Annotated in this window: 17 protein-coding genes and 2 pseudogenes; 13 read left to right on the plus strand and 6 right to left on the minus strand. The window is 63.4% G+C overall.

Annotation, left to right across the window (positions count from 1 at the left end):
* Positions 1–214 precede the first annotated feature (214 nt).
* The 8 genes from rpsT (at position 215) to LB553_RS14075 (ending at position 8,397) form a co-directional block, all read left to right on the plus strand.
* Positions 215–481, plus strand: coding sequence for a 30S ribosomal protein S20 (gene rpsT, locus LB553_RS14040; RefSeq protein ID WP_095819340.1), 267 nt, complete (start codon positions 215–217; stop codon positions 479–481).
* 902 nt (positions 482–1,383) lie between these two features.
* Entirely contained in the window at positions 1,384–2,859 is a 1,476-nt protein-coding gene (dnaA, locus tag LB553_RS14045; protein ID WP_412033336.1) for a chromosomal replication initiator protein DnaA, read from the plus strand.
* Between the two features lie 200 nt (positions 2,860–3,059).
* Positions 3,060–4,178 carry a DNA polymerase III subunit beta gene (gene dnaN, locus LB553_RS14050; RefSeq protein WP_040994017.1) on the plus strand — a complete coding sequence of 373 codons (1,119 nt, stop codon included), beginning with the start codon at positions 3,060–3,062 and terminating at the stop codon, positions 4,176–4,178.
* Between the two features lie 82 nt (positions 4,179–4,260).
* Entirely contained in the window at positions 4,261–5,427 is a 1,167-nt protein-coding gene (gene recF / locus LB553_RS14055) for a DNA replication/repair protein RecF (protein ID WP_224514051.1), read from the plus strand.
* A 61-nt stretch (positions 5,428–5,488) separates the two neighbouring features.
* A complete protein-coding gene (locus LB553_RS14060; protein WP_224514054.1) occupies positions 5,489–6,244 on the plus strand; it encodes a molybdopterin-synthase adenylyltransferase MoeB in 756 nt (251 codons plus the stop codon).
* Between the two features lie 4 nt (positions 6,245–6,248).
* Positions 6,249–6,737 carry a GNAT family N-acetyltransferase gene (locus LB553_RS14065; RefSeq protein WP_224514056.1) on the plus strand — a complete coding sequence of 163 codons (489 nt, stop codon included), beginning with the start codon at positions 6,249–6,251 and terminating at the stop codon, positions 6,735–6,737.
* On the plus strand, positions 6,734–7,987 hold the full coding sequence (locus LB553_RS14070; RefSeq protein ID WP_224514058.1) for an aconitase X: 1,254 nt from the start codon (positions 6,734–6,736) through the stop codon (positions 7,985–7,987). Before LB553_RS14065 ends, LB553_RS14070 begins: the two co-directional genes overlap by 4 nt.
* Entirely contained in the window at positions 7,984–8,397 is a 414-nt protein-coding gene (locus LB553_RS14075; protein ID WP_224514060.1) for an aconitase X swivel domain-containing protein, read from the plus strand. The genes LB553_RS14070 and LB553_RS14075 overlap by 4 nt, the downstream gene beginning before the upstream one ends.
* 3 nt (positions 8,398–8,400) lie before the next feature.
* Here the strand turns inward: LB553_RS14075 and LB553_RS14080 are convergent, their stop codons facing one another.
* Positions 8,401–9,402: a 2-hydroxyacid dehydrogenase gene (locus tag LB553_RS14080; RefSeq protein WP_224514062.1), complete on the minus strand. Its 1,002-nt coding sequence runs from the start codon at positions 9,400–9,402 to the stop codon at positions 8,401–8,403.
* Between the two features lie 269 nt (positions 9,403–9,671).
* On the opposite strand from LB553_RS14080, the gene LB553_RS14085 reads away from it, so the two are divergent.
* Positions 9,672–10,229: an SH3 domain-containing protein gene (locus LB553_RS14085; RefSeq protein ID WP_224514064.1), complete on the plus strand. Its 558-nt coding sequence runs from the start codon at positions 9,672–9,674 to the stop codon at positions 10,227–10,229.
* Between the two features lie 140 nt (positions 10,230–10,369).
* Here the strand turns inward: LB553_RS14085 and LB553_RS14090 are convergent.
* Together LB553_RS14090 and irrA are read right to left on the minus strand one after the other, a co-directional pair.
* Positions 10,370–10,751 (minus strand): annotated as a pseudogene (locus tag LB553_RS14090) (DUF4260 domain-containing protein).
* Positions 10,752–10,761: 10 nt separating this feature from the next.
* Positions 10,762–11,193, minus strand: coding sequence for an iron response transcriptional regulator IrrA (irrA, locus tag LB553_RS14095; protein ID WP_217575399.1), 432 nt, complete (start codon positions 11,191–11,193; stop codon positions 10,762–10,764).
* A gap of 248 nt (positions 11,194–11,441) precedes the next feature.
* On the opposite strand from irrA, the gene fabA reads away from it, so the two are divergent.
* The 4 genes and pseudogenes from fabA to LB553_RS14115 all read left to right on the plus strand — a co-directional run bounded on the left by fabA (position 11,442) and on the right by LB553_RS14115 (position 15,788).
* Entirely contained in the window at positions 11,442–11,957 is a 516-nt protein-coding gene (gene fabA, locus LB553_RS14100) for a 3-hydroxyacyl-[acyl-carrier-protein] dehydratase FabA (protein WP_224514067.1), read from the plus strand.
* Positions 11,958–12,071: 114 nt separating this feature from the next.
* On the plus strand, positions 12,072–13,292 hold the full coding sequence (gene fabB, locus LB553_RS14105; RefSeq protein WP_224514069.1) for a beta-ketoacyl-ACP synthase I: 1,221 nt from the start codon (positions 12,072–12,074) through the stop codon (positions 13,290–13,292).
* Between the two features lie 29 nt (positions 13,293–13,321).
* Complete coding sequence (gene fabI, locus LB553_RS14110) at positions 13,322–14,134, plus strand: enoyl-ACP reductase FabI (RefSeq protein WP_224514071.1); 813 nt, start codon at positions 13,322–13,324, stop codon at positions 14,132–14,134.
* Between the two features lie 102 nt (positions 14,135–14,236).
* Positions 14,237–15,788 (plus strand): annotated as a pseudogene (locus LB553_RS14115) (putative bifunctional diguanylate cyclase/phosphodiesterase).
* A gap of 88 nt (positions 15,789–15,876) precedes the next feature.
* Here the strand turns inward: LB553_RS14115 and LB553_RS14120 are convergent.
* The 3 genes from LB553_RS14120 to rpsO all read right to left on the minus strand — a co-directional run bounded on the left by LB553_RS14120 (position 15,877) and on the right by rpsO (position 19,765).
* Positions 15,877–16,887, minus strand: coding sequence for a class I SAM-dependent methyltransferase (locus LB553_RS14120; RefSeq protein ID WP_224514072.1), 1,011 nt, complete (start codon positions 16,885–16,887; stop codon positions 15,877–15,879).
* Positions 16,888–16,979: 92 nt separating this feature from the next.
* Positions 16,980–19,130, minus strand: a complete 2,151-nt coding sequence (gene pnp, locus LB553_RS14125) for a polyribonucleotide nucleotidyltransferase (RefSeq protein ID WP_224514075.1) — start codon at positions 19,128–19,130, stop codon at positions 16,980–16,982.
* A 365-nt stretch (positions 19,131–19,495) separates the two neighbouring features.
* A complete protein-coding gene (gene rpsO, locus LB553_RS14130) occupies positions 19,496–19,765 on the minus strand; it encodes a 30S ribosomal protein S15 (RefSeq protein ID WP_027165894.1) in 270 nt (89 codons plus the stop codon).
* Positions 19,766–19,944 lie beyond the last annotated feature (179 nt).

Below are 19,944 nucleotides of genomic sequence, written 5' to 3' on the forward strand. Positions count from 1 at the left end.
CCCAGCCTCCATTCGCTGGCGATAAAACCGGACAACTCATGTGCTACCTAACCCGGACAACTCATGCGCTTACGACAAAGACCGCCAAGTGACGTTGACGCGCCGGAAAAGCTGAACTATAAGCCGCACCAACCGAGGCGGCCCGTGGCTGCCCGTTTGTTTTTTGCGCCCTGCGGCACCCCGCTGGCGCCCACCAGATCAGAAGAGAGGCATCATGGCCAACACGTCTTCGGCCAAAAAGGCAACGCGCAAGATCGCCCGCCGCGCGGCGGTCAACAAGAACCGCCGCTCGCGCGTCCGCTCCTATGTCCGCAAGGTCGAAGAGGCGCTGGCCGCCGGCGACAAGGCCGCGGCGGTGGAAGCCTTCAAGGCAGCGGAGCCGGAATTGATGCGCGCCGCCACCAAGGGGGTCGTCCACAAGAACACGGCTTCCCGCAAGGTTTCGCGGCTGGCCCAGCGGGTCAAGACGCTGTCGGCCTGACCGAACTGATCCTCGATTCGTCGACGTGGAACCCGGCCGCGCAGGCCGGGTTTTTTCGTTTGCCGGCAAGTACTTAAAAAAGTTGCTCGCGAGCAACGCTTGTGACGCGATTTCCAATGCCAGTAATGTTTTGCCGGCATATTCAACGCTGTTGATATCGGCACGCCCTCCCCGCGGCAGCTGCCCCAATTTGCCTGGCAAAAAATCCGTAGCTTTTTCAGCGGCTTACGACGGGTCATCCACAGCTTGTTCAACGCACGCCCGAGCGGCGGGGGAGAAGTAGCTGTCAAGAGAATTATTTCAGAATATTTCGTTTCAGGCGGCCTTTTTCATATTCGCCGGAAAAGGGTTTGAATCACAATGGCTTTGTCAAAACATGCCGTGCCGGCACCCGATTTCCGGTAACCAGATTCGTTAAAAAACCGTTAGATGTGGCCTTGCCCTATCCACAGCGATTTCGGTAATGTCCCTCCATCGAAGGGACGGGCTCTAGCCCCTGACCCAGCCTGAATTGGCCAGCACAAAATGGCGGAATTCATGACGTGGAGCAATTCCGCGTGCGGCTTGGTTTGTCTCTTCGGTGCGGGTAGGGGACTGGCGTAATTGTACATGGCAGTCGATGTCTCACCGGCGTTTCCGCCGGAGGGTGATGCATTGCCTTGTCGCTGTCGGAAGCCGGCGTGCGGAGCCGGCAGCTGGTCCCTTGCGCGAGTTGCGACGACATTGCCGCGGCGGCAATGGCATCGCGGCTGAATGAGGTCGCCGGACCAAGGATGCAGGAGGCGCATCCCCGGTGGAAAAGGGTACGAGAAGAACAAGGGACTTGGATCATGCAAAGCGGCATCGAGAGGGAGATAGCGGGCGAGCTCCCATTTCCAGCAACTTTTGTCGGAGGGGGCGACGTGGCGGTATCCAGCGACGCGGAACAGAAGTTCGAACGGGTCAAGGCACAGCTGAAGGCGCGTCTTGGAGCCGAAGTCTATTCGAGCTGGTTCGGTCGCATGAAGGTCGCCGAGGCGTCCCGCGGCGTTGTGCGCATCTCCGTGCCTACAGCCTTCCTGCGGTCCTGGATCAACGGCCATTATCTCGAACTCATCGCGGAGCTGTGGCGGCATGAGGATGCGGGCGTCCTCAAGATCGAGATCGTCGTGCGCACCGCGACGCGCCAGGGGCGCAACCCTGTCGAGCCGGAAGTGGCGCCGGCGCGCAAGATGACAAAGCACACGCATACCGCGCTCGCCAACGGCACCGCGAGCACCGGGCGCGTGGAACAACGGGCGCCGGCGCCGCGCCAGGGCGCGTCCGCGGAACCGGAGTTCCGCCACAATGTGCTGGGGTCGCCGCTCGACCCCCGCTACACCTTCGCCTCCTTCATCGAGGGGCCGTCGAACAGAGTGGCCTTCGCGGCGGCCAGGGCGGTGGCGGAATCGCAGTCGAGCGCGGTCCGTTTCAACCCGCTTTTCCTGCATGCGACCGTCGGGCTCGGCAAGACGCACCTGCTGCAAGCGATCGCGGCGGAATCGCTGCGGCAAAACCCGAAATCGCGCGTCGTCTACCTGACCGCGGAATATTTCATGTGGCGCTTCGCCACCGCGATCCGCGACAACAACGCGCTGACGCTGAAAGAGCAGCTGCGCGACATCGATCTCCTGATCATCGACGATATGCAGTTCCTGCAGGGCAAGTCGATCCAGCACGAATTCTGCCATCTCATCAACATGCTGCTCGACAGCGCCAAACAGGTCGTGGTCGCGGCCGACCGGCCGCCGTCGGAACTGGAATCGCTGGAGCCGCGCGTGCGTTCGCGCCTCAATGGCGGCGTGGCGCTGGAAATGTCGACGCCGGATTTCGCCATGCGGCTCGGCATGCTGAAGCTGCGCCGCGCCACCGCCAAGACCGATGACACCTCGCTCGATATTTCCGACGAAATCCTGGAGCATGTCGCGCGCACGGTGACTGGCAGCGGACGCGAGCTCGAAGGCGCCTTCAACCAGCTTCTGTTCCGCCAGTCCTTCGAGCCGCAGATCACTATCGACCGCATCGACGAGATCCTCGGTCACATCTACCGCTCCGGCGAGCCGAAGCGGGTGCGCATCGAGGATATCCAGCGCATCGTGGCGCGCCACTACAACGTGTCGAAGACGGAGCTTCTGTCCAACCGGCGCACGCGCACGATCGTCAAGCCGCGGCAGGTGGCGATGTATCTGTCGAAGGTGATGACGCCGCGCTCATTGCCGGAGATCGGGCGGCGCTTCGGCGGCCGCGACCACACGACGGTGCTGCATGCCGTGCGCAAGATCGAGGACCTTTCGGGCGGGGACAACACGCTGGCGCAGGAACTGGAACTGCTCAGAAGGCTGATCAACGACCAGGCCTGAAGGAGCGCACAAACAGCCGGCGGCACGCTTCGCCGGCTTTATCCCCAGAAAGCCCGCGCTGCCGGCCGGAACCGGCGTCGCGGGCTTGCCTTTGCAGGCTTTTTACTGTCAGCTTACGGGGATTCTGAAAGTCTTTCAGGGCTTTCGCGGGATACCGCCTGCCGGTGACCCGTTCATTCATTGAAGCGAGCCTGTTCGTCATGCGTGTTATCCTGGAACGGTCAAATCTCCTGAAGTCCCTCAACCACGTCCACCGCGTGGTCGAGCGGCGCAACACCATACCGATCCTGTCCAACGTGCTGCTCAGCGCCGAGGGCGCCAGCCTTGAGATGAAGGCCACCGACCTCGATCTCGAAGTGACGGAGGCGACGCCCGCCAAAGTCGAGCGCGGCGGCGCGACGACGGTGCCGGCGCATCTGCTCTACGATATCGTGCGCAAGCTTTCGGACGGCGCCGAGGTGATGCTGAAGACGGACGAGGACGGCAACGCGATGACCGTCACCTCCGGCCGCTCGAGCTTCCGTCTGCAGTGCCTGCCGCAATCCGACTTCCCGGAGCTTTCAGCCGGTTCGTTCTCGCATATCTTCCGGCTGGAATCGGCGGCGCTCAAGGGGCTGATCGACAAGACCCAGTTCGCCATCTCCACCGAGGAGACGCGCTACTATCTCAACGGCATCTTCCTGCACACGCATGAGGTGGGCGGCAAATTGAAGCTGCGCTCGGTGGCGACCGATGGGCATCGCCTGGCGCGGGCCGAGATCGACGCGCCGGCAGGCTCCGAAGGCATGCCCGGCATCATCATTCCGCGCAAGACGGTGAGCGAGCTGCAGAAGCTGGTCGACGATCCCGATGTGGCGGTGACCACGGAGCTGTCGGACACCAAGATCCGCTTCACCATCGGCAGTGTGGTTTTGACCTCGAAGCTGATCGACGGCACTTTCCCCGACTATCAGCGTGTCATCCCGACCGGCAACGACAAGAAGCTGATCATCGACCGCCAGAGCTTCGCCGCGGCGGTAGACCGCGTTTCGACCATTTCCTCCGAACGCGGCCGGGCGGTGAAACTGTCGATCAATGACGGCCAGCTGACTTTAGCCGTCAACAATCCCGACTCCGGCAGCGCCACCGAGGAACTGGCGGCCGACTACTCGTCGGACCCGATCGAGATCGGCTTCAATGCCAAATACCTGCTCGATGTCGCCGCCCAACTCACCGGTTCCGAGGCCAAGTTCATGCTGGCCGACGCCGGTTCGCCGACGCTGATCCATGACATGGCCGACGAAACCGCGCTGTATGTGCTGATGCCGATGCGGGTCTAGGGTGTCTTTGTCGGCGCAATTCCGGACTGAAAACCGCTGTGCACTTTTCCTGGAATTGCTCTAGCGAACCCGATGTGTCGCCGTGACCGCGGATGCGAAACAGCTTCGGCAGCAAAGCTATTTAAGTAAGCTAACACTTACGAACTTCCGCAACTACGCGGCGCTTTCGCTTGACCTTGCGCCTGGCGCGGTGGTGTTGTCGGGCGACAATGGCGCGGGCAAGACCAATCTCCTGGAAGCGATCTCGTTCCTGACACCCGGCCGGGGCCTGCGTCGCGCGCCCTATGCGGATGTCGCGCGCGAAGGCGGCGACGGCGGCTTCGCCTTGCATGCGCGCATCGAGGGACCGGAAGGAGAGGTCGAGATCGGCACCGGCATGCCCGGCGGCGACGCCGCCGGCGAAGGCGGCAGGAAGGTGCGGATCAACGGCGCGCCGGCGCGATCGGCCGAGGATATGCTGGAATGGCTGCGGGTCGTCTGGCTGACGCCGGCGATGGACGGGCTGTTTCCCGGGCCGGCTGCGGACCGCCGCCGCTTCCTCGATCGGCTGGTGCTGGCGATCGACCCCGGCCATGGCCAGCGCGCGCTCGACTATGAGAAAGCCATGCGCGGCCGTAATCGCCTGCTTACCGAAGGTTCGCGCGACGGCGCCTGGTTCGACGCGATCGAGACGCAGATGGCCGAGACCGGAGTGGCGATCGCCGCGGCGCGGGCCGAGCTGGTGCGGCTGCTTGCCGCCATGGTCGACAGATTGCCCGGCAGCGGGCCGTTTCCGCAGGCCGACATCAGTCTCTCGGGGGACCTGGAGAGCGAGGTCGCCGTCGCGCCGGCCGTCGATATCGAGGAACGCTTCCGCCGCGCGCTTGCCAACGGCCGCGAGCGCGACCGTGCCGCCGGCCGCACGCTGGACGGTCCGCACCGCTCCGATCTCGTGGTGCGGCACCGGCCGAAGTCGATGCCGGCCGAACTGTGCTCGACCGGCGAGCAGAAGGCGTTGCTGGTCGGCATCGTGCTGTCGCATGCCAGGTTGACCGGCGAGATGTCGGGACTGACGCCGATCCTTCTCCTGGACGAGATCGCCGCGCATCTCGACGCGGGCCGGCGCGCGGCGTTGTTCTCGATCCTGGAAGAACTGAACTGCCAGGCCTTCATGACCGGCACGGATGCCGCCTTGTTTTCGAACCTTGCAGGCAGAGCGCAATTCCTGACGGTCGATCACGGCAGCGTCGAGCGGACGACTGGTTTTTGAGGACCAAGTCTCTGCCTTGCATGTGCATGACAAGATTTTCTCGCCGCTATAAGGTCCAGCCATGACCGACGCCGCCCTGACCGACGAAGAGCTCGAACGCTATGCCCGCCACATCGTGCTGCCGGAGATCGGCGGCCCGGGCCAGCAGAAGCTGAAACGGGCGCGGGTGCTGGTGATCGGCGCCGGCGGGCTCGGCGCGCCGGTGCTCGAATATCTTGCCGCCGCCGGCGTCGGCACGCTCGGCATCGTCGATGACGATACAGTTTCGCTATCCAACCTGCAGCGGCAGGTGATCCATGGCAGCGACACGATCGGCATGGCCAAGACCGACAGCGCCGCCGCGGCGATCATGCGTATCAACCCCAACGTCACGGTGGAATCGCATCGCCTGAGGCTGACGGAGGAGAACGCCCCTGCCCTCGTCGCCCGCTACGACGTCGTTGTCGACGGCTCCGACAATTTCGAAACGCGCTACGCGGCCGCCGATGCCTGCGCCAATGAGAAGAAACCCCTCGTCACGGCCGCCGTCGGCCGCTTCGACGGCTCGGTGACGGTGCTAAAGCCGTTCGAGACGGGCGCGGACGGCAAACGCAATCCGAGCTATCGCGACCTGTTTCCGGAAGCGCCGCCCGAAGGGCTGGTGCCGTCCTGCGCCGTTGCCGGCATCCTCGGCGCGCTGACGGGCGTCATCGGCACGCTGGAGGCGATGGAAGCGATCAAGCTGATCACCGGCATAGGCGAGCCGCTGATCGGTCGGCTGCTGCTCTATGACGGGCTGACGGCCCGCTTCGACACCATCCGCTACAGGGCCGTCTGAGCGCATGGACCAGAACGTCGGCATCTCCATAACCGGCCTTCCAGCGGATTTCGATCGGTGGGACGACCTCCTCGCGCTGATCCGGCGCGCCTTTGCCTATATGGATGGCGTCATCGACCCGCCCTCCTCGGCGCATCTTTTGACTGCCGAGGCGCTTGCCGCGAAGGCGAAAAGGGAAATCGGATTTCTGGCCCTCGAAAACGGCCGCATCGTCGGCTGCATCTTCGCGCTGGAACGGGCGCGAGATTTTTATGTCGGCAAGCTCGCGGTCGAGCCGCGGCTCCAGGGCCGAGGCATCGGAACCCGGCTGATGCGGTCGGTCGAGGATCTAGCCCGCGAACGCGGCAAGGATGCGATCGAGCTGCAGACCCGCATCGAACTGACGGCAAACCATGCAGCCTTCGCCCGGCTCGGCTTTCGCGAGGCTGAGCGCACGGCGCATGAGGGCTATGACAGGCCGACCTCCATCACTATGCGCAAGGTGCTGTCTTGAGCCTTTCGCTCAGCCCGCAAGAACAGGCGATCGCCGCCAAGCAGGACGGCGCAGGCATGGCGATGCGCATCGTCGCCGAAAGCGCTCGCCTGCTCGGCGCGCCGCGGCTGATCCCGATCGCCTCCACCCATATCGATGGCGCGCTGTATCACGGCGATTCCGGCACGCTGTTCGCCGAAAAACTGGTCGAAGGCGGCGCGAAGGTTGTGGTGCGCTCGACCCTCAATGTGGGGGCGCTCGACCTTATGGGTTGTTCGCGTATCCGCCTGGAAGAGCCGCAGCGCGGCATGGCACGGCGGATGATGGAGGCCTATCGCAAGCTCGGCTGCGAGCAGAGCTGGACCTGCGCCCCCTACCAGGCCGGACACAGGCCCGCGCTGGGCAGCGACGTGGCCTGGGGCGAGTCCAACGCGGTCGTCTTCTGCAATTCGGTGCTGGGCGCGCGGACCAACCGCTATGGCGATTTCCTGGACATTGCCTGCGCTATCACAGGCCGCGCGCCGGATTACGGCCTGCACCGGCCTGACAATCGCCGCGCGCGTCTCGTTTTCGATGTCTCGGGCCTCTCGCCATCCTTCCTTGCCTCGGAGATCGCCTGGCCAGTGCTGGGCAGCCTCTATGGCCGCGAGGTGGGCAATGCGATCGGCGTCGTCACCGGCGTGACGGCTCATCCCGGCGAAGACGCGCTGAAAGCCTTCGGCGCGGCGGCCGCATCGTCGGGCGCGGTCGGCCTGTTCCACATTGCCGGTATGACGCCCGAGGCTCCAGACGCCGAAGCAATTCTGGCTGGGCCGGAGCCGGAAGCGGTGATCCGCGTGACGTCCGACATGGTCGCCAAAACCCGCGCGGGCTTGTCGACCGCGGCAGCGACCAAGACCATCGACGCGGTGGCGATCGGCAGCCCGCATCTGTCGAACGCCGAGTTCGACAGCCTGGAACGGCTGATCGCCGGGCGGCGGCTCTCTGTCCCGATCTATGCCTGCACCGGCCGTCACGCGCTTGCACTGCTGGAGCGGGACGGCCGGCGAAAACGGCTCGAAGCGAGCGGGGTCTTCATCGTCGCCGATACATGTGTGGTGGTGACGCCGATCATGCCGGAGCTCGGCAACGGCGTGCTGATGACCAATTCGGGCAAGTTCGCGCATTACGCGCCGGGCAACACCGGCTATGCGGTGCTCTATGGCTCGCTCGCCGATTGCGTCGAAAGCGCGGTCCTCGGCAAGCCAGTCTTCACGGATATCGCCGCATGAGCACAGCCGCCGAAATCCTGGTGCCGGGCAAGGCCGGCGAAGGCGAAGCGCTGGTGCTGACGGCGCCGATCAGCTTCTGGGGCGGCGTCGACCCGAAAACAGGCCGCATCGCCGATGTCCGCCATCCGCAGCATGGCGAAATCATCGCCGGCCGGGTGCTGTTCCTGCCGGGCACGATCGGCTCGTCATCCGCTTCGGCGGTGCTGATGGAACTGGTCCATAATGGCCGGCCGCCGGCCGGCCTAGTGCTGCACGAGCCGGACGCCATCCTGCTGCTTGGCCTGATCGTTGCCCGTGAGATGGGCTGGGAAACGCCGATGGCGGTGCGGCTTGGCCGAGAGACGTTCGAAACCTATGGCGGCAGGGTGAGAATAGCCGAGGATGGCGCTCTCGCCGTCTCAGGCGAATAAGCCTCAGGTCCTGAGCGGCAGCACGCGGTCCGGCGGACGGTGGCCGTCGAAGAAGGCGCGGATGTTGATGATCACCTTCTCGCCCATGTCGATGCGGCCCTCGAGCGTGGCCGAGCCCATATGCGGCAAAAGCACCACCTTGCCCTTGGCGGCGAGCTTCAAGAGCTTGCTGTTCAGCGCCGGCTCATGCTCGTAGACGTCGAGGCCGGCTCCGGCGATCTTGCCGTCATGGATGAGCTTGATCAGCGATTCCTCGTCGATGATGTCACCGCGCGCGGTGTTGACGATATAGGCGGAAGGCTGCATCAGCGCGAGGCGACGACCGGACAAAAGGTGGAACGTCGCCGGCGTCGACGGACAGTTGACCGAGATGATGTCCATGCGGGCCAACATCTGGTCGAGGCTTTCCCAATAGGTCGCCTCCAGCTCCTCCTCGACGGCGGGCAGCACGCGGTGCCGGTTGTGGTAGTGGATCGACAGGCCGAAGGCCTTGGCCCGCCTGGCGACCGCCGTGCCGATACGGCCCATGCCGACGATGCCGAGACGTTTGCCCCAGATGCGCCGGCCGAGCATCCAGGTCGGCGACCAGCCGGCCCATTTCTTCTCGCCCGTCAACACATTGGCGCCTTCGGCGAGCCTGCGCGGCACGGCGAGCATCAGCGCCATGGTCATGTCGGCAGTGTCTTCGGTGAGCACGTTGGGCGTGTTGGTGACGGTGATGCCTTTCTTGGCGGCGGCCGCGACATCGATCTTGTCGACGCCGTTGCCGAAATTCGCGATCAGCTTGAGGTTTTCGCCGGCCTGGGCGATCAGCGCGGCGTCGATATGGTCGGTGATGGTGGGGACCAGCACATCGGCTTCCTTGACCGCGGCGACCAGCTCCGGCTGCGTCATCGGCCGGTCCTCGACATTCAGCCTTGCGTCGAACAGCTCGCGCATGCGCGTTTCGACCGGATCGGGCAGCTTGCGCGTGATGACGACGAGGGGCCGTTTTTTGCCTGCCATTTTATCCCCGAAGCTTCTTCGATCAGGATGACGTTTCGTCGAATCGTCATCCTGATCCTACTCTTTGTAGGAGCATGATCTTTTCCGAAAACCGGTTCCCACTTTCGGGATCATGCTCTCGAAACCGATCTCGTTGAGACCTCTTTAACCAAGACCGGCGAAACTTGTAGCCAGTCGCGGCATCAGCCCACTCCTGTAACAAGCGGTGCCGCCGAAGACAAAGAAAAAGGGGCGCTCATCCCGACGGACCGGCGCCGAAAGGAACGAAAGTGTCTGGTTTCGCGTCGCTTCGCCTGGCCTTCAGCGCAGCCATTCTCGGCGCGCTGCTTTGCGCACCGCAGGCTTTGGCGCAAGGCGCGGCCGCGCCGGCCCAAACCATAACGCTTGGGCCGAGCGGCCTGCCGCTGCCGCGCTTCGTCAGCCTGAAGCCGGCCCGCGTCAATTCTCGCGTCGGCCCCGGCGCCAATTATTCCGTCAACTGGATGTATCTGAAGGCCGGGCTGCCGATGGAGGTCATCCAGGAATTCGACACCTGGCGCCGCGTGCGCGATGCCGACGGAGCGGAAGGCTGGATCAACCAGTCGCTGCTCTCCGGCCGCCGTACCGCGATCGTCGCGCCCTGGCAGCGCGGCAAGGGCGGGCGAATCAACCTGCTCGACGAGCCCGACAAGGATGCGGGTGTCGTCGCCATCATCGAGCCGGGCGTGATCGGCTCGATCAAGAAATGCGACGGCCAATGGTGCGAGATGACCTTCGACGGCCACACCGGCTGGATGGCGCAGTCGCAGGTGTGGGGCGCTTATCCCGGCGAGAAGGTCAAGAACTAGGCTGTGTCGATATTCAGGTGAGGCCGGTCTGCGAATGGGCGGCTTTCTGCGCTTCCGGTGCTCACGTACGATAAGTACGCTCCGCTCCGGTTCTCGAAACCGCCATTCTCGACTCGGCCTGACCTAAATCTCAACACAGCCTAACTGGATACACCGTCCTGCTGGCGGCCGATGCGGCCGAGATGCGTATCCTGAAAACCGGTGGGCAGCTTGAGGCCGTAGCCGAGGGCACGGTCGATGGCGATGTGCGCGATCCAGATGAGCGCCACGGCGGTCGTGATCGGGCCGGCGAGCAACGCGCCCGCAAGCAGAAGCACGAGCGGGGCGATCAGGATATGCAAGGCGTTGTAGGTGACGGCGCCGACGCTTGGCCCGGCGAGATAGCCCAGCATCGACAGGTCTGGCGCAAGGATGAGCAGCGCAAACAGCCACCAGGAAAAAACCGGAGATCGCATAGCAAACGATAGCCAATGCAGCGACGATGGCCCATTCAAACCGGACAATCAAATCGACGGGCCGCATCGCCACGGGCTCAATCGCCGCGTTTCGGGCGAAGCCTCACGACGATGTCGACATTGGCGATCTCCATGCCTTCCGGAGGAGCCGGCAGGTTGGAGACAGTCACCGGTCCGCTTTCAATATCGAAAATGCGATTCTCGCCTTCGATGTAGAAGTGGTGGTGATCGGACGTGTTGGTGTCGAAATAGGTTTTCGAGCCTTCGACCGCGAGGATGCGCAGCAGGCCGGCCTGGGTGAACTGGTGGAGCGCGTTGTAGACTGTCGCCAGCGAGACCGGCACGCCGGCGGCGATCGCCTCTTCGTGCAGTTCCTCGGCCGAAAGGTGGCGGTCGCCCTTGGCGAAAAGCAGGTCGGCCAGCGCAATGCGCTGACGCGTCGGCCTCAGGCCGGCTTCGCGAACCCGCTTGTCCACAGCGACATTTTCCTTCCGGTAGCCCGAATCCATCTCTTCGCGTCGAAGCTTGCTGCCCAGCCCATCAACAGGTCCAGAATGGCAAAAAGACGTCAAAAGCCAAAACCGGACATCAGTCGACATATATTCTGTAGTCCGAATGCGATCAATAGCGCGCATTGACCCGGGCAGGCGCACGGGTTAAGCGCAAACGCCGGTTTCCGGCCGCAAACAGAGTGTGTTAGGAAACCAACGAGATGGGCGCCCTGCCGCCCGCGAAAGAACACGGGGACAGAAATTTGATGGCGGATCAAAAGTCCAGCTACGATTACGAGGAACTGCTTGCCTGCGCCCGCGGCGAGCTGTTCGGCCCGGGCAATGCCCAGCTGCCCTACCCACCGATGCTGATGTTCGACCGCATCACCGAGATCAGCGAGACCGGCGGCGCCTTCGACAAGGGCTTCATCCGCGCCGAATTCGACATCAAGCCGGATCTTTGGTTCTTTGCCTGCCACTTCATCGGCAATCCGATCATGCCGGGCTGTCTCGGCCTCGACGCCATGTGGCAGTTGACTGGTTTCTATCTCGGCTGGCTAGGCGAGCCCGGCAAGGGCATGGCGCTTTCGACCGGCGAGGTGAAGTTCAAGGGCATGGTGACGCCGTCGGTGAAGAAGGTCGAATATGGCGTCGACTTCAAGCGCGTGATGCGGGGCCGGCTGGTGCTCGGCATCGCCGATGGCTGGCTCAAGGCGGATGGCGAACCCATATACGCGGCTACGGATCTGAAGGTCGGTCTGTCCAAGCAGCCGGCCGCCTGACCGTTTTCGCCACGGCGTCGCGTAGTCAACGGGCGCCACGCCAGTTTATTTGCGTATGATCAAAAGCGAAAACCGGCTAGGTTTTTCGCCCGAATACGCCGGAAGGAGTTGCGAATGAGACGGGTCGTAGTGACAGGGCTCGGCATTGTGTCGTCGATCGGCAACAATGCCAACGAGGTGCAGAGCTCGCTTTACGATGCCAAATCCGGCATCAGCTTTTCCAATTCCTTCGCCGAACACGGCTTCCGCTGCCAGGTCTGGGGCGCGCCGACGCTCGATCCCACCCCGATGATCGATCGTCGTGCCATGCGTTTCCTGAGCCAGGGCGCGGCCTGGAACCACGTCGCCATGGACCAGGCGATCGCCGATGCCGGCTTAAGCGAAGGCGACATCACCAATGAGCGGACCGGCATCGTGATGGGCTCGGGCGGGCCTTCGACCCGAACCATCGTCGAAGCGGCCGAAACCACGATCAAGAACAACAGCCCCAAGCGCATCGGCCCGTTCGCCGTGCCGAAGGCCATGTCGTCGACGGCGTCGGCCACCTTGGCCACGTGGTTCAAGATCCACGGCGTCAACTATTCGATCTCGTCGGCCTGCTCGACCTCCGCGCATTGCATAGGCAATGCCTGTGAGCTGATCCAATGGGGCAAGCAGGACGTGATGTTTGCCGGCGGCCACGAGGACCTCGACTGGACCATGTCTGACCTGTTCGACGCCATGGGCGCCATGTCGTCGAAGTTCAACGACAATGCGTCGGCCGCTTCGCGCGCCTATGACGTCAACCGCGACGGCTTCGTCATCGCCGGAGGCGCCGGCGTGCTGGTGCTTGAGGAACTGGAACACGCCAAGGCGCGCGGCGCCAAGATCTATGCCGAGATCGTCGGCTATGGCGCGACATCCGACGGCTACGACATGGTCGCTCCTTCGGGCGAAGGGGCTATCCGCTGCATGCGGCAGGCGCTTGCCACGGTGCCATCGCCGGTCGACTATATCAACACCCACGGCACCTCGACGCCGGTCGGCGATTCCAAGGAAATGGGCGCCATTCGCGAGGTGTTCGGCGACAAGATGCCTTACATTACCTCGACCAAGTCGCTCACCGGCCATTCGCTGGGCGCGGCCGGCGTGCAGGAATCGATCTACTCGATCCTGATGATGCAGGGTGGCTTCATCGGCGAGAGCGCCCATATCGAAGAGCTCGATCCGGAATTCGAAGGCATGCCGATCGTGCGCAAGCGTATCGACAACGCCAAGATCGACACCGTCCTGTCCAACTCCTTCGGTTTCGGTGGCACCAACGCAACGCTGATTTTCCAGCGCTATTCCGCATAAAGCCGGCGTTTTTATAAGGATTGCCTTTTATGGACGGGTTGATGAAGGGCAAGCGCGGGCTTGTCATGGGTGTCGCCAACGACCATTCGATTGCCTGGGGCATCGCCAAGAAGCTGTCGGAACATGGGGCGGAGCTCGCCTTCACCTACCAGGGCGACGCCTTCGGGCGCAGGGTCAAGCCGCTGGCCGAGAAGGTGGGCGCCTCGCTGGTCGTGCCCTGCGATGTCGAGGACAGCGCCTCGGTCACCGCGACTTTCGAAACCCTCCGTAAAGCCTGGGGCGGGCTGGATTTCGTGGTGCACGCCATCGGCTTTTCCGACAAGAACGAGCTGAAGGGCCTCTACGCCGACACCAGCCGCGACAATTTCGTGCGCACCATGGTGATCTCCTGCTATTCCTTCACCGAGATCGCCCGCAACGCCGCTGCGCTGATGGGCAATGGCGGCTCGATGATTACGCTCACCTATGCCGGCTCCGTCAGGGTGATGCCGAACTATAACGTCATGGGCGTCGCCAAGGCCGGGCTGGAGGCCAGCGTGCGCTACCTCGCCAACGACTACGGTCCGCGCGGCATCAGGGTGAACGGCATCTCGGCCGGGCCGGTGCGGACACTGGCCGGCTCCGGCGTGTCCGACGCCCGCCACATGTTCTCCTACCAGCAGCGCAATTCGCCTTTGCGGCGCACCGTGACCATCGACGAAGTCGGCGGCTCGGCGCTCTACCTGCTCTCCGACCTCTCGTCGGGCGTTACCGGCGAGATCCACTATGTGGATTCCGGCTATCACATCGTTTCGATGCCGGCACTGGAGGAATTGAAGCAGAACGACGGCATGCGCGAATAGTTTGCGGCCGCGAAAGTAGCCTTCCAGTAAAATTGCATGCATCGGGGGAAACTCATTTTAAGGAGACGTCCGCTATAAGGCCCAGTAATCCGGGGACCATGCATGCCCGCAGTCAGCAATCCCAAACGGACTCCGCTGTTCCGGCTGATCACCATCGCCAGCTCGGGGATGGGCAGTTTCATCCTTGGATTATGGGGGCTGCGGTTCGGCTTCGGCGACGGCATGGCCGGCATGCCGGCCGAAACGATGGCGGGCGTCATTGCCGCTCTCTGCGCACTTGCCGCCGGCGGAGCAGCATTCTCGTTCTTTGCCGGGGTCGACGAATCGGCGGCCTATGTCTTCAAGGAAACCCATTTCGACAAGCTGACCGGCCTTTTGTCGCGCCGGCCATGGTCGGCAAGATAGCCGAGGCCGCCTCTGGGACGATCCGAACCGGCGATCCGGTATTCCTGATCGACATCGATATCGACCGCTTCAAGCAGATCAACGACGCCATCGGCTACAGCCAGGGCGACGAACTGATCTGCGCCTTCACCAGCAGGCTGACGGAGAATATGCCGGAGGATGCGGTGATCGGCCGTATCGGCGCCGGCGAATTTGCGGTGCTTTTGCCGGACCGCCAGATCAGGGGCTCGATCGAGCGGCTGATCGAGAAGCTCATCAACGAGATGATGGAGCCCTATCAGCTGCAGACGCATCTGCAGTCGGTCAGCCTGTCGGTCGGCATCGTGGCGATGCCAAAGGACGGCGTCGACCCGGTCCTGGTCCTGCGCCGCTCGAACCTGGCGCTGCAGAACGCGCGCGCCAGCGGCATCGGCAACTGGTCTGTCTTCAACGCCGACATGGGCCGCGTTGCGGACTATCGGCAATGGATCGAGTCGGAGCTGAAGACCGCTTTCGACCGAGGCGACTTCAGTCTTCACTACCAGCCGCAGCTCGACCTGCCGAGCGGCCGCATCGTCGGTTATGAGGCGCTGATCCGCTGGAAGCACCCGGAGCGCGGCATGATCCCGCCGATGGAATTCATTCCGATCGCCGAGGAAACCGGCATGATCAATCCGATCGGCGAGTGGGTGCTGCGCAAGGCCTGCAGCGACGCCCGGTACCTGCCGGAGGAATGCTTCGTCGCCGTCAATATCTCGCCTGTCCAGTTTATGACCAGGGATTTCGTCGGCATCGTGCGGGAGGCGATGGAATCGACCGGCATCAAGCCCTCGCGGCTTGAGCTTGAGGTCACCGAGACGGCGATGATGCAGGACCGCGACCGCGCCGCAGCCATCCTGGAACAGCTTGCCGAGATGGGTATCTCTGTGGCCGTCGACGATTTCGGCACAGGCTATTCCAATTTGAGCTACCTGATCGATTTCTCCTTCGGCAAGCTGAAGATCGACCGTTCCTTCGTCAGCCGCATCGACACCGATTCCAGCTCCGGCGCGATCGTTTCGACCATTGTCGGCCTGTCGCGGGCGCTGGGCGTGGGCATCATCGCCGAAGGGTCGAGACCGAGAATCAGGCCACCCTGCTCCGAGCGGCCGGCTGCGAGGTGGTGCAGGGCTATCTGTTCGGCCGGCCGGCGCCGCTCAAGGTCGAGCTTGGCGAAGCGCGGTCCGCCTTCGGCACGCACGAGCCGGCCCGCATCGTCAGCCTGCAATAGAACAAGTATTCTTCCCGCCGCGATTGTGGATCCAAGGCTACGGCGAAGGCGCCGAATCCACCCCGCTGCACGCTTTTCCTTGATTGCTTCAGCGGCGCGCCGAAAACACCTTGAACATGCCGTCGCGGGCGATCTCGGCATGGCTGGCGAAGGCCGCCGAGAGCACCTGTTCATAAGGAAGCTGGCGATTGGCGACCATGAACAGGCGGCCGCCCGGTTTCAGGGCCTTCGACGCGGCGCGGATCATGCCGGCGCCGATTCCAGGTTCTGCAGCACGGCCGCTGTGGAAAGGCGGATTCATGACGATCGCGTCGTAGCTCCGTTCGACCGCCTCGGTGAGCAGATCTATCCAGAAGAAGCGCGGCTCGATGCCCCCCCCGTGGACGTTCAGCCTGGCTGCTTCCAGGGCCTCGAAATCCGCTTCATAGAGATCGAGCGCAGTGAGGCCATGCGAGCGCTTCAGGACTTCCGCCGCCAGATAACCCCAGCCGGCGCAGAAATCAGCGACATTGCCTTTGAATTTGTGAGGCAAGTTCACGGCCAGCAGTTTCGAACCGGCATCGATCCGATCGAAGGAGAACATGCCAGGCTGGGTTTTGAAGCCGCCTTCGACGACAAGGTCGGGGTTGCCGGCGCGCAGCGTCGCGGCCGCCTCCGTGCCGGTCCGCCGCAACCAGAAAGCAACGCCGTGATGCTTGGGCAGATGACCGTCGAGCGGCGCCAGCGCGTCGATCCGCTTGCGCAAGCTGTCGACGCCGTCGTCCTTGCCACCGGCCATGATGACCAATCCACCCGGCAGGACGCGCTCGATAGCTTCGGCGATACGCCGCTCATTCTGGCCGCGATGTCGGCCCGCAAGCACCAGTGCCATGTCGAAGCCGGAACCTTCCGCGCGCGGCGTGATCGTGTAACCGGACGCCTGCAAGGCGCGAAAATGCGGCCGGAAGCCTTGCACGAGATGCAGCGCCGCCTCGAAGCCGGCGGGCAAACGGAAGCCGGGCTCCGCGCCGAGAAAAAGGACGCGGGCATCCTTCCTGGGCAGAGGCAGCGCCTCGGCCTCGAACGGGTAGAACAGCGTCTTCAGCGGCTCGGCGACCATTCACCTTGCTCCGTAGAACTCTTTGCAGTGCCCTGAAACAAAACGGGCGCGACCTCGCGGCGCGCCCGTCTTGAATTATCCGGTCAAACCGATCAGGCGGCGTCTTCCTCGCCGTCCGACTTTTTCTTGTCCTGGGCGATTTCCTTGCCGGTCGCCTGGTCGACGACCTTCATCGACAGGCGCACCTTGCCGCGCTCGTCGAAGCCCATCAGCTTGACCCAAACCTTGTCGCCTTCCTTGACGACGTCGGAGGTCTTGGCGACCCGCTCATTGGCAAGTTGCGAGATGTGGACGAGACCGTCGCGCGGGCCGAAGAAGTTGACGAACGCGCCGAAGTCGGCCGTCTTGACGACGGTGCCTTCGTAGATCTCGCCGACTTCCGGCTCGGCGACGATGGTGTGGATCCACTTCTTCGCCGCCTCGATCTCCTTGGCGTTCGCCGAAGCGATCTTGACCGTGCCGTCGTCCTCGATGTTGATCTTGGCGCCGGTCTTCTCGACGATCTCGCGGATCACCTTGCCGCCGGAGCCGATGACGTCGCGGATCTTATCGGTCGGAATATGCATGACCTCGATGCGCGGCGCGAACTCGCCGAGCTCGGCGCGGGCGCCGGAGATCGCATGCGCCATCTCGCCCAGGATATGCAAGCGGCCGTCCTTGGCCTGGGCAAGCGCGATGCCCATGATTTCCTGGGTGATGCCCTCGATCTTGATGTCCATCTGCAGCGAGGTGACACCGTTGGCGGTCCCGGCGACCTTGAAGTCCATATCGCCGAGATGGTCCTCGTCGCCCAGGATGTCGGAGAGCACCGCGAAACGCTCGCCTTCCTTGATCAAGCCCATGGCGATGCCGGCAACCGGCTTGGCCAGCGGCACGCCGGCATCCATCAGAGCCAGCGAGGTGCCGCAGACGGTCGCCATTGACGACGAACCGTTGGACTCGGTGATCTCGGAGACGACACGCAGCGTGTAGGGGAACTGGTCGGCGCTGGGCAGCATCGGGCGGATGGCGCGCCAGGCGAGCTTGCCATGGCCGATCTCGCGACGGCCCGGCGAACCCATGCGGCCGGTTTCGCCGACCGAGTAGGGCGGGAAGTTGTAGTGGAGAAGGAACTTCTCCTTGTACATGCCGGTCAGCGAATCGACATACTGCTCGTCCTCGCCGGTGCCCAGCGTGGCGACGACCAGCGCCTGCGTCTCGCCGCGGGTGAACAGCGCCGAACCATGGGTGCGCGGCAGAACGCCGACCTCGGAGACGATCTTGCGCACGGTCTTCAGATCACGGCCGTCGATGCGCGAGCCGGTGTCGAGGATGTTCCAGCGCACGACTTTGGCCTGGAGCTCCTTGAAGACGCTGCCGATCTGCTCGGAAGTGTACCTGGCTTCCTCGCCCTCGGCCGGAGCGAATGCGGCCTTGACCTTCGCCTTGACGGCGTCGACCGCGGCATAGCGCGACTGCTTGTCGGTGATCTTGTAGGCCTCGCGAAGCTCGTCGCCGACGACCTTCAGCATCTCGGCTTCGAGCGCGGAATAATCCGGCGCGGTGAAGTCGCGCGGCTCCTTGGCGGCGACCTCTGCCAGCTTGATGATCGCCTCGATCACCGGCTGGAAGCTCTTGTGGCCGAACATGACGGCGCCGAGCATCAGATCCTCGGAGAGTTCCTTGGCCTCGGATTCGACCATCAGCACGGCGTCGCCGGTGCCGGCGACGACGAGGTCGAGCTTGGATTCCTGCATCTCGTCGATGTGCGGGTTGAGCACATATTCGCCGTTGATGTAGCCGACGCGGGCGCCGCCGATCGGGCCCATGAAGGGCACGCCCGAAAGCGTGAGCGCGGCGGAAGTGGCGACGATCGACAGGATGTCGGGATCGTTCTCGAGGTCATGCTGGACGACGGTGACGACGATCTGGGTGTCGTTCTTGTAGCCATCGGCGAAAAGCGGGCGGATCGGACGATCGATCAGGCGGGAAACCAGCGTTTCCTTCTCGCTCGGACGGCCCTCGCGCTTGAAGTAGCCGCCCGGGATCTTGCCGGCGGCATAGGTCTTTTCCTGGTAGTTGACGGTAAGCGGGAAGAAATCGAGGCCGGGCTTCGGTTCCTTCATCGAAACGACGGTGGCCAAAACGACGGTCTCGCCATAGGTGGCGAGCACCGCGCCATCAGCCTGGCGCGCGATCTTGCCCGTTTCCAGGATGAGCGGACGGCCGCCCCATTCGATTTCTACTTTGTGATGATTGAACATGTCTTGTCCTTCATATGCGGAAGGGCCGCGCCGTCCTAACGGCTACGGGTTCTCCCTTTCCTGGCTTCCTTCGGGCAGCCACGGGCAAGACAACGGGGTGCTCGATCAAATAGCGAGCAGCCTGCAATCCTGCCCCATGACCGTCCATGGGCGATTCCGAATGGCCCTCTGCGCGTTCGGAACCGGGTTTGGCCGATTGATCGGCCGGCTTTGCGCATGACGCCGGAAACCGCTGTTTCCGGAACGCGCCCTGCGCGAATTCGATTTTCGAGAGCGCATCGCGCCCAGGCATTATCGCACCGGATCATCCGATGCGCTAATGCGCGACCGGCGGGCCCTCCGAGGAAAGCCCGCCGGTCAATTCGTCAGCGACGCAGACCGAGCTTGTCGATCAGCGTCTGATAGCGCGCGTCATCCTTGCGCTTGAGGTAGTCAAGCAGGCTGCGGCGCTGGGAGACCAGAGCAAGCAGACCACGGCGGGAATGGTTATCCTTCTTGTGATCCTTGAAGTGCTCGGTCAGGTTCTTGATGCGCTCGGAAAGGATGGCAACCTGGACTTCCGGAGATCCGGTGTCGCCCTTGGCGGTTGCGAATTCAGTCATCAATTCCTTCTTGCGATCGGCAGTGATCGACATCGTGCTTTTCCTTATCTGTTGGAGGAAACGGGACGCCCACAGCCGGGATGTCGTCCAGCAGAGGCCAGTGCAAGCGACGCGTCAGGGCGCGAAGCTGCGGCGCATATAGTGCAATTCCGGAAAAAACACCAGCCCAATTGTCAAGCCGGCTTGTCGCAGGTTCCGGTCGCGAAAACAGG

Origin of the sequence: Mesorhizobium sp. CA8, from assembly GCF_020164955.1 — a bacterium.
GTDB lineage: Bacteria > Pseudomonadota > Alphaproteobacteria > Rhizobiales > Rhizobiaceae > Mesorhizobium.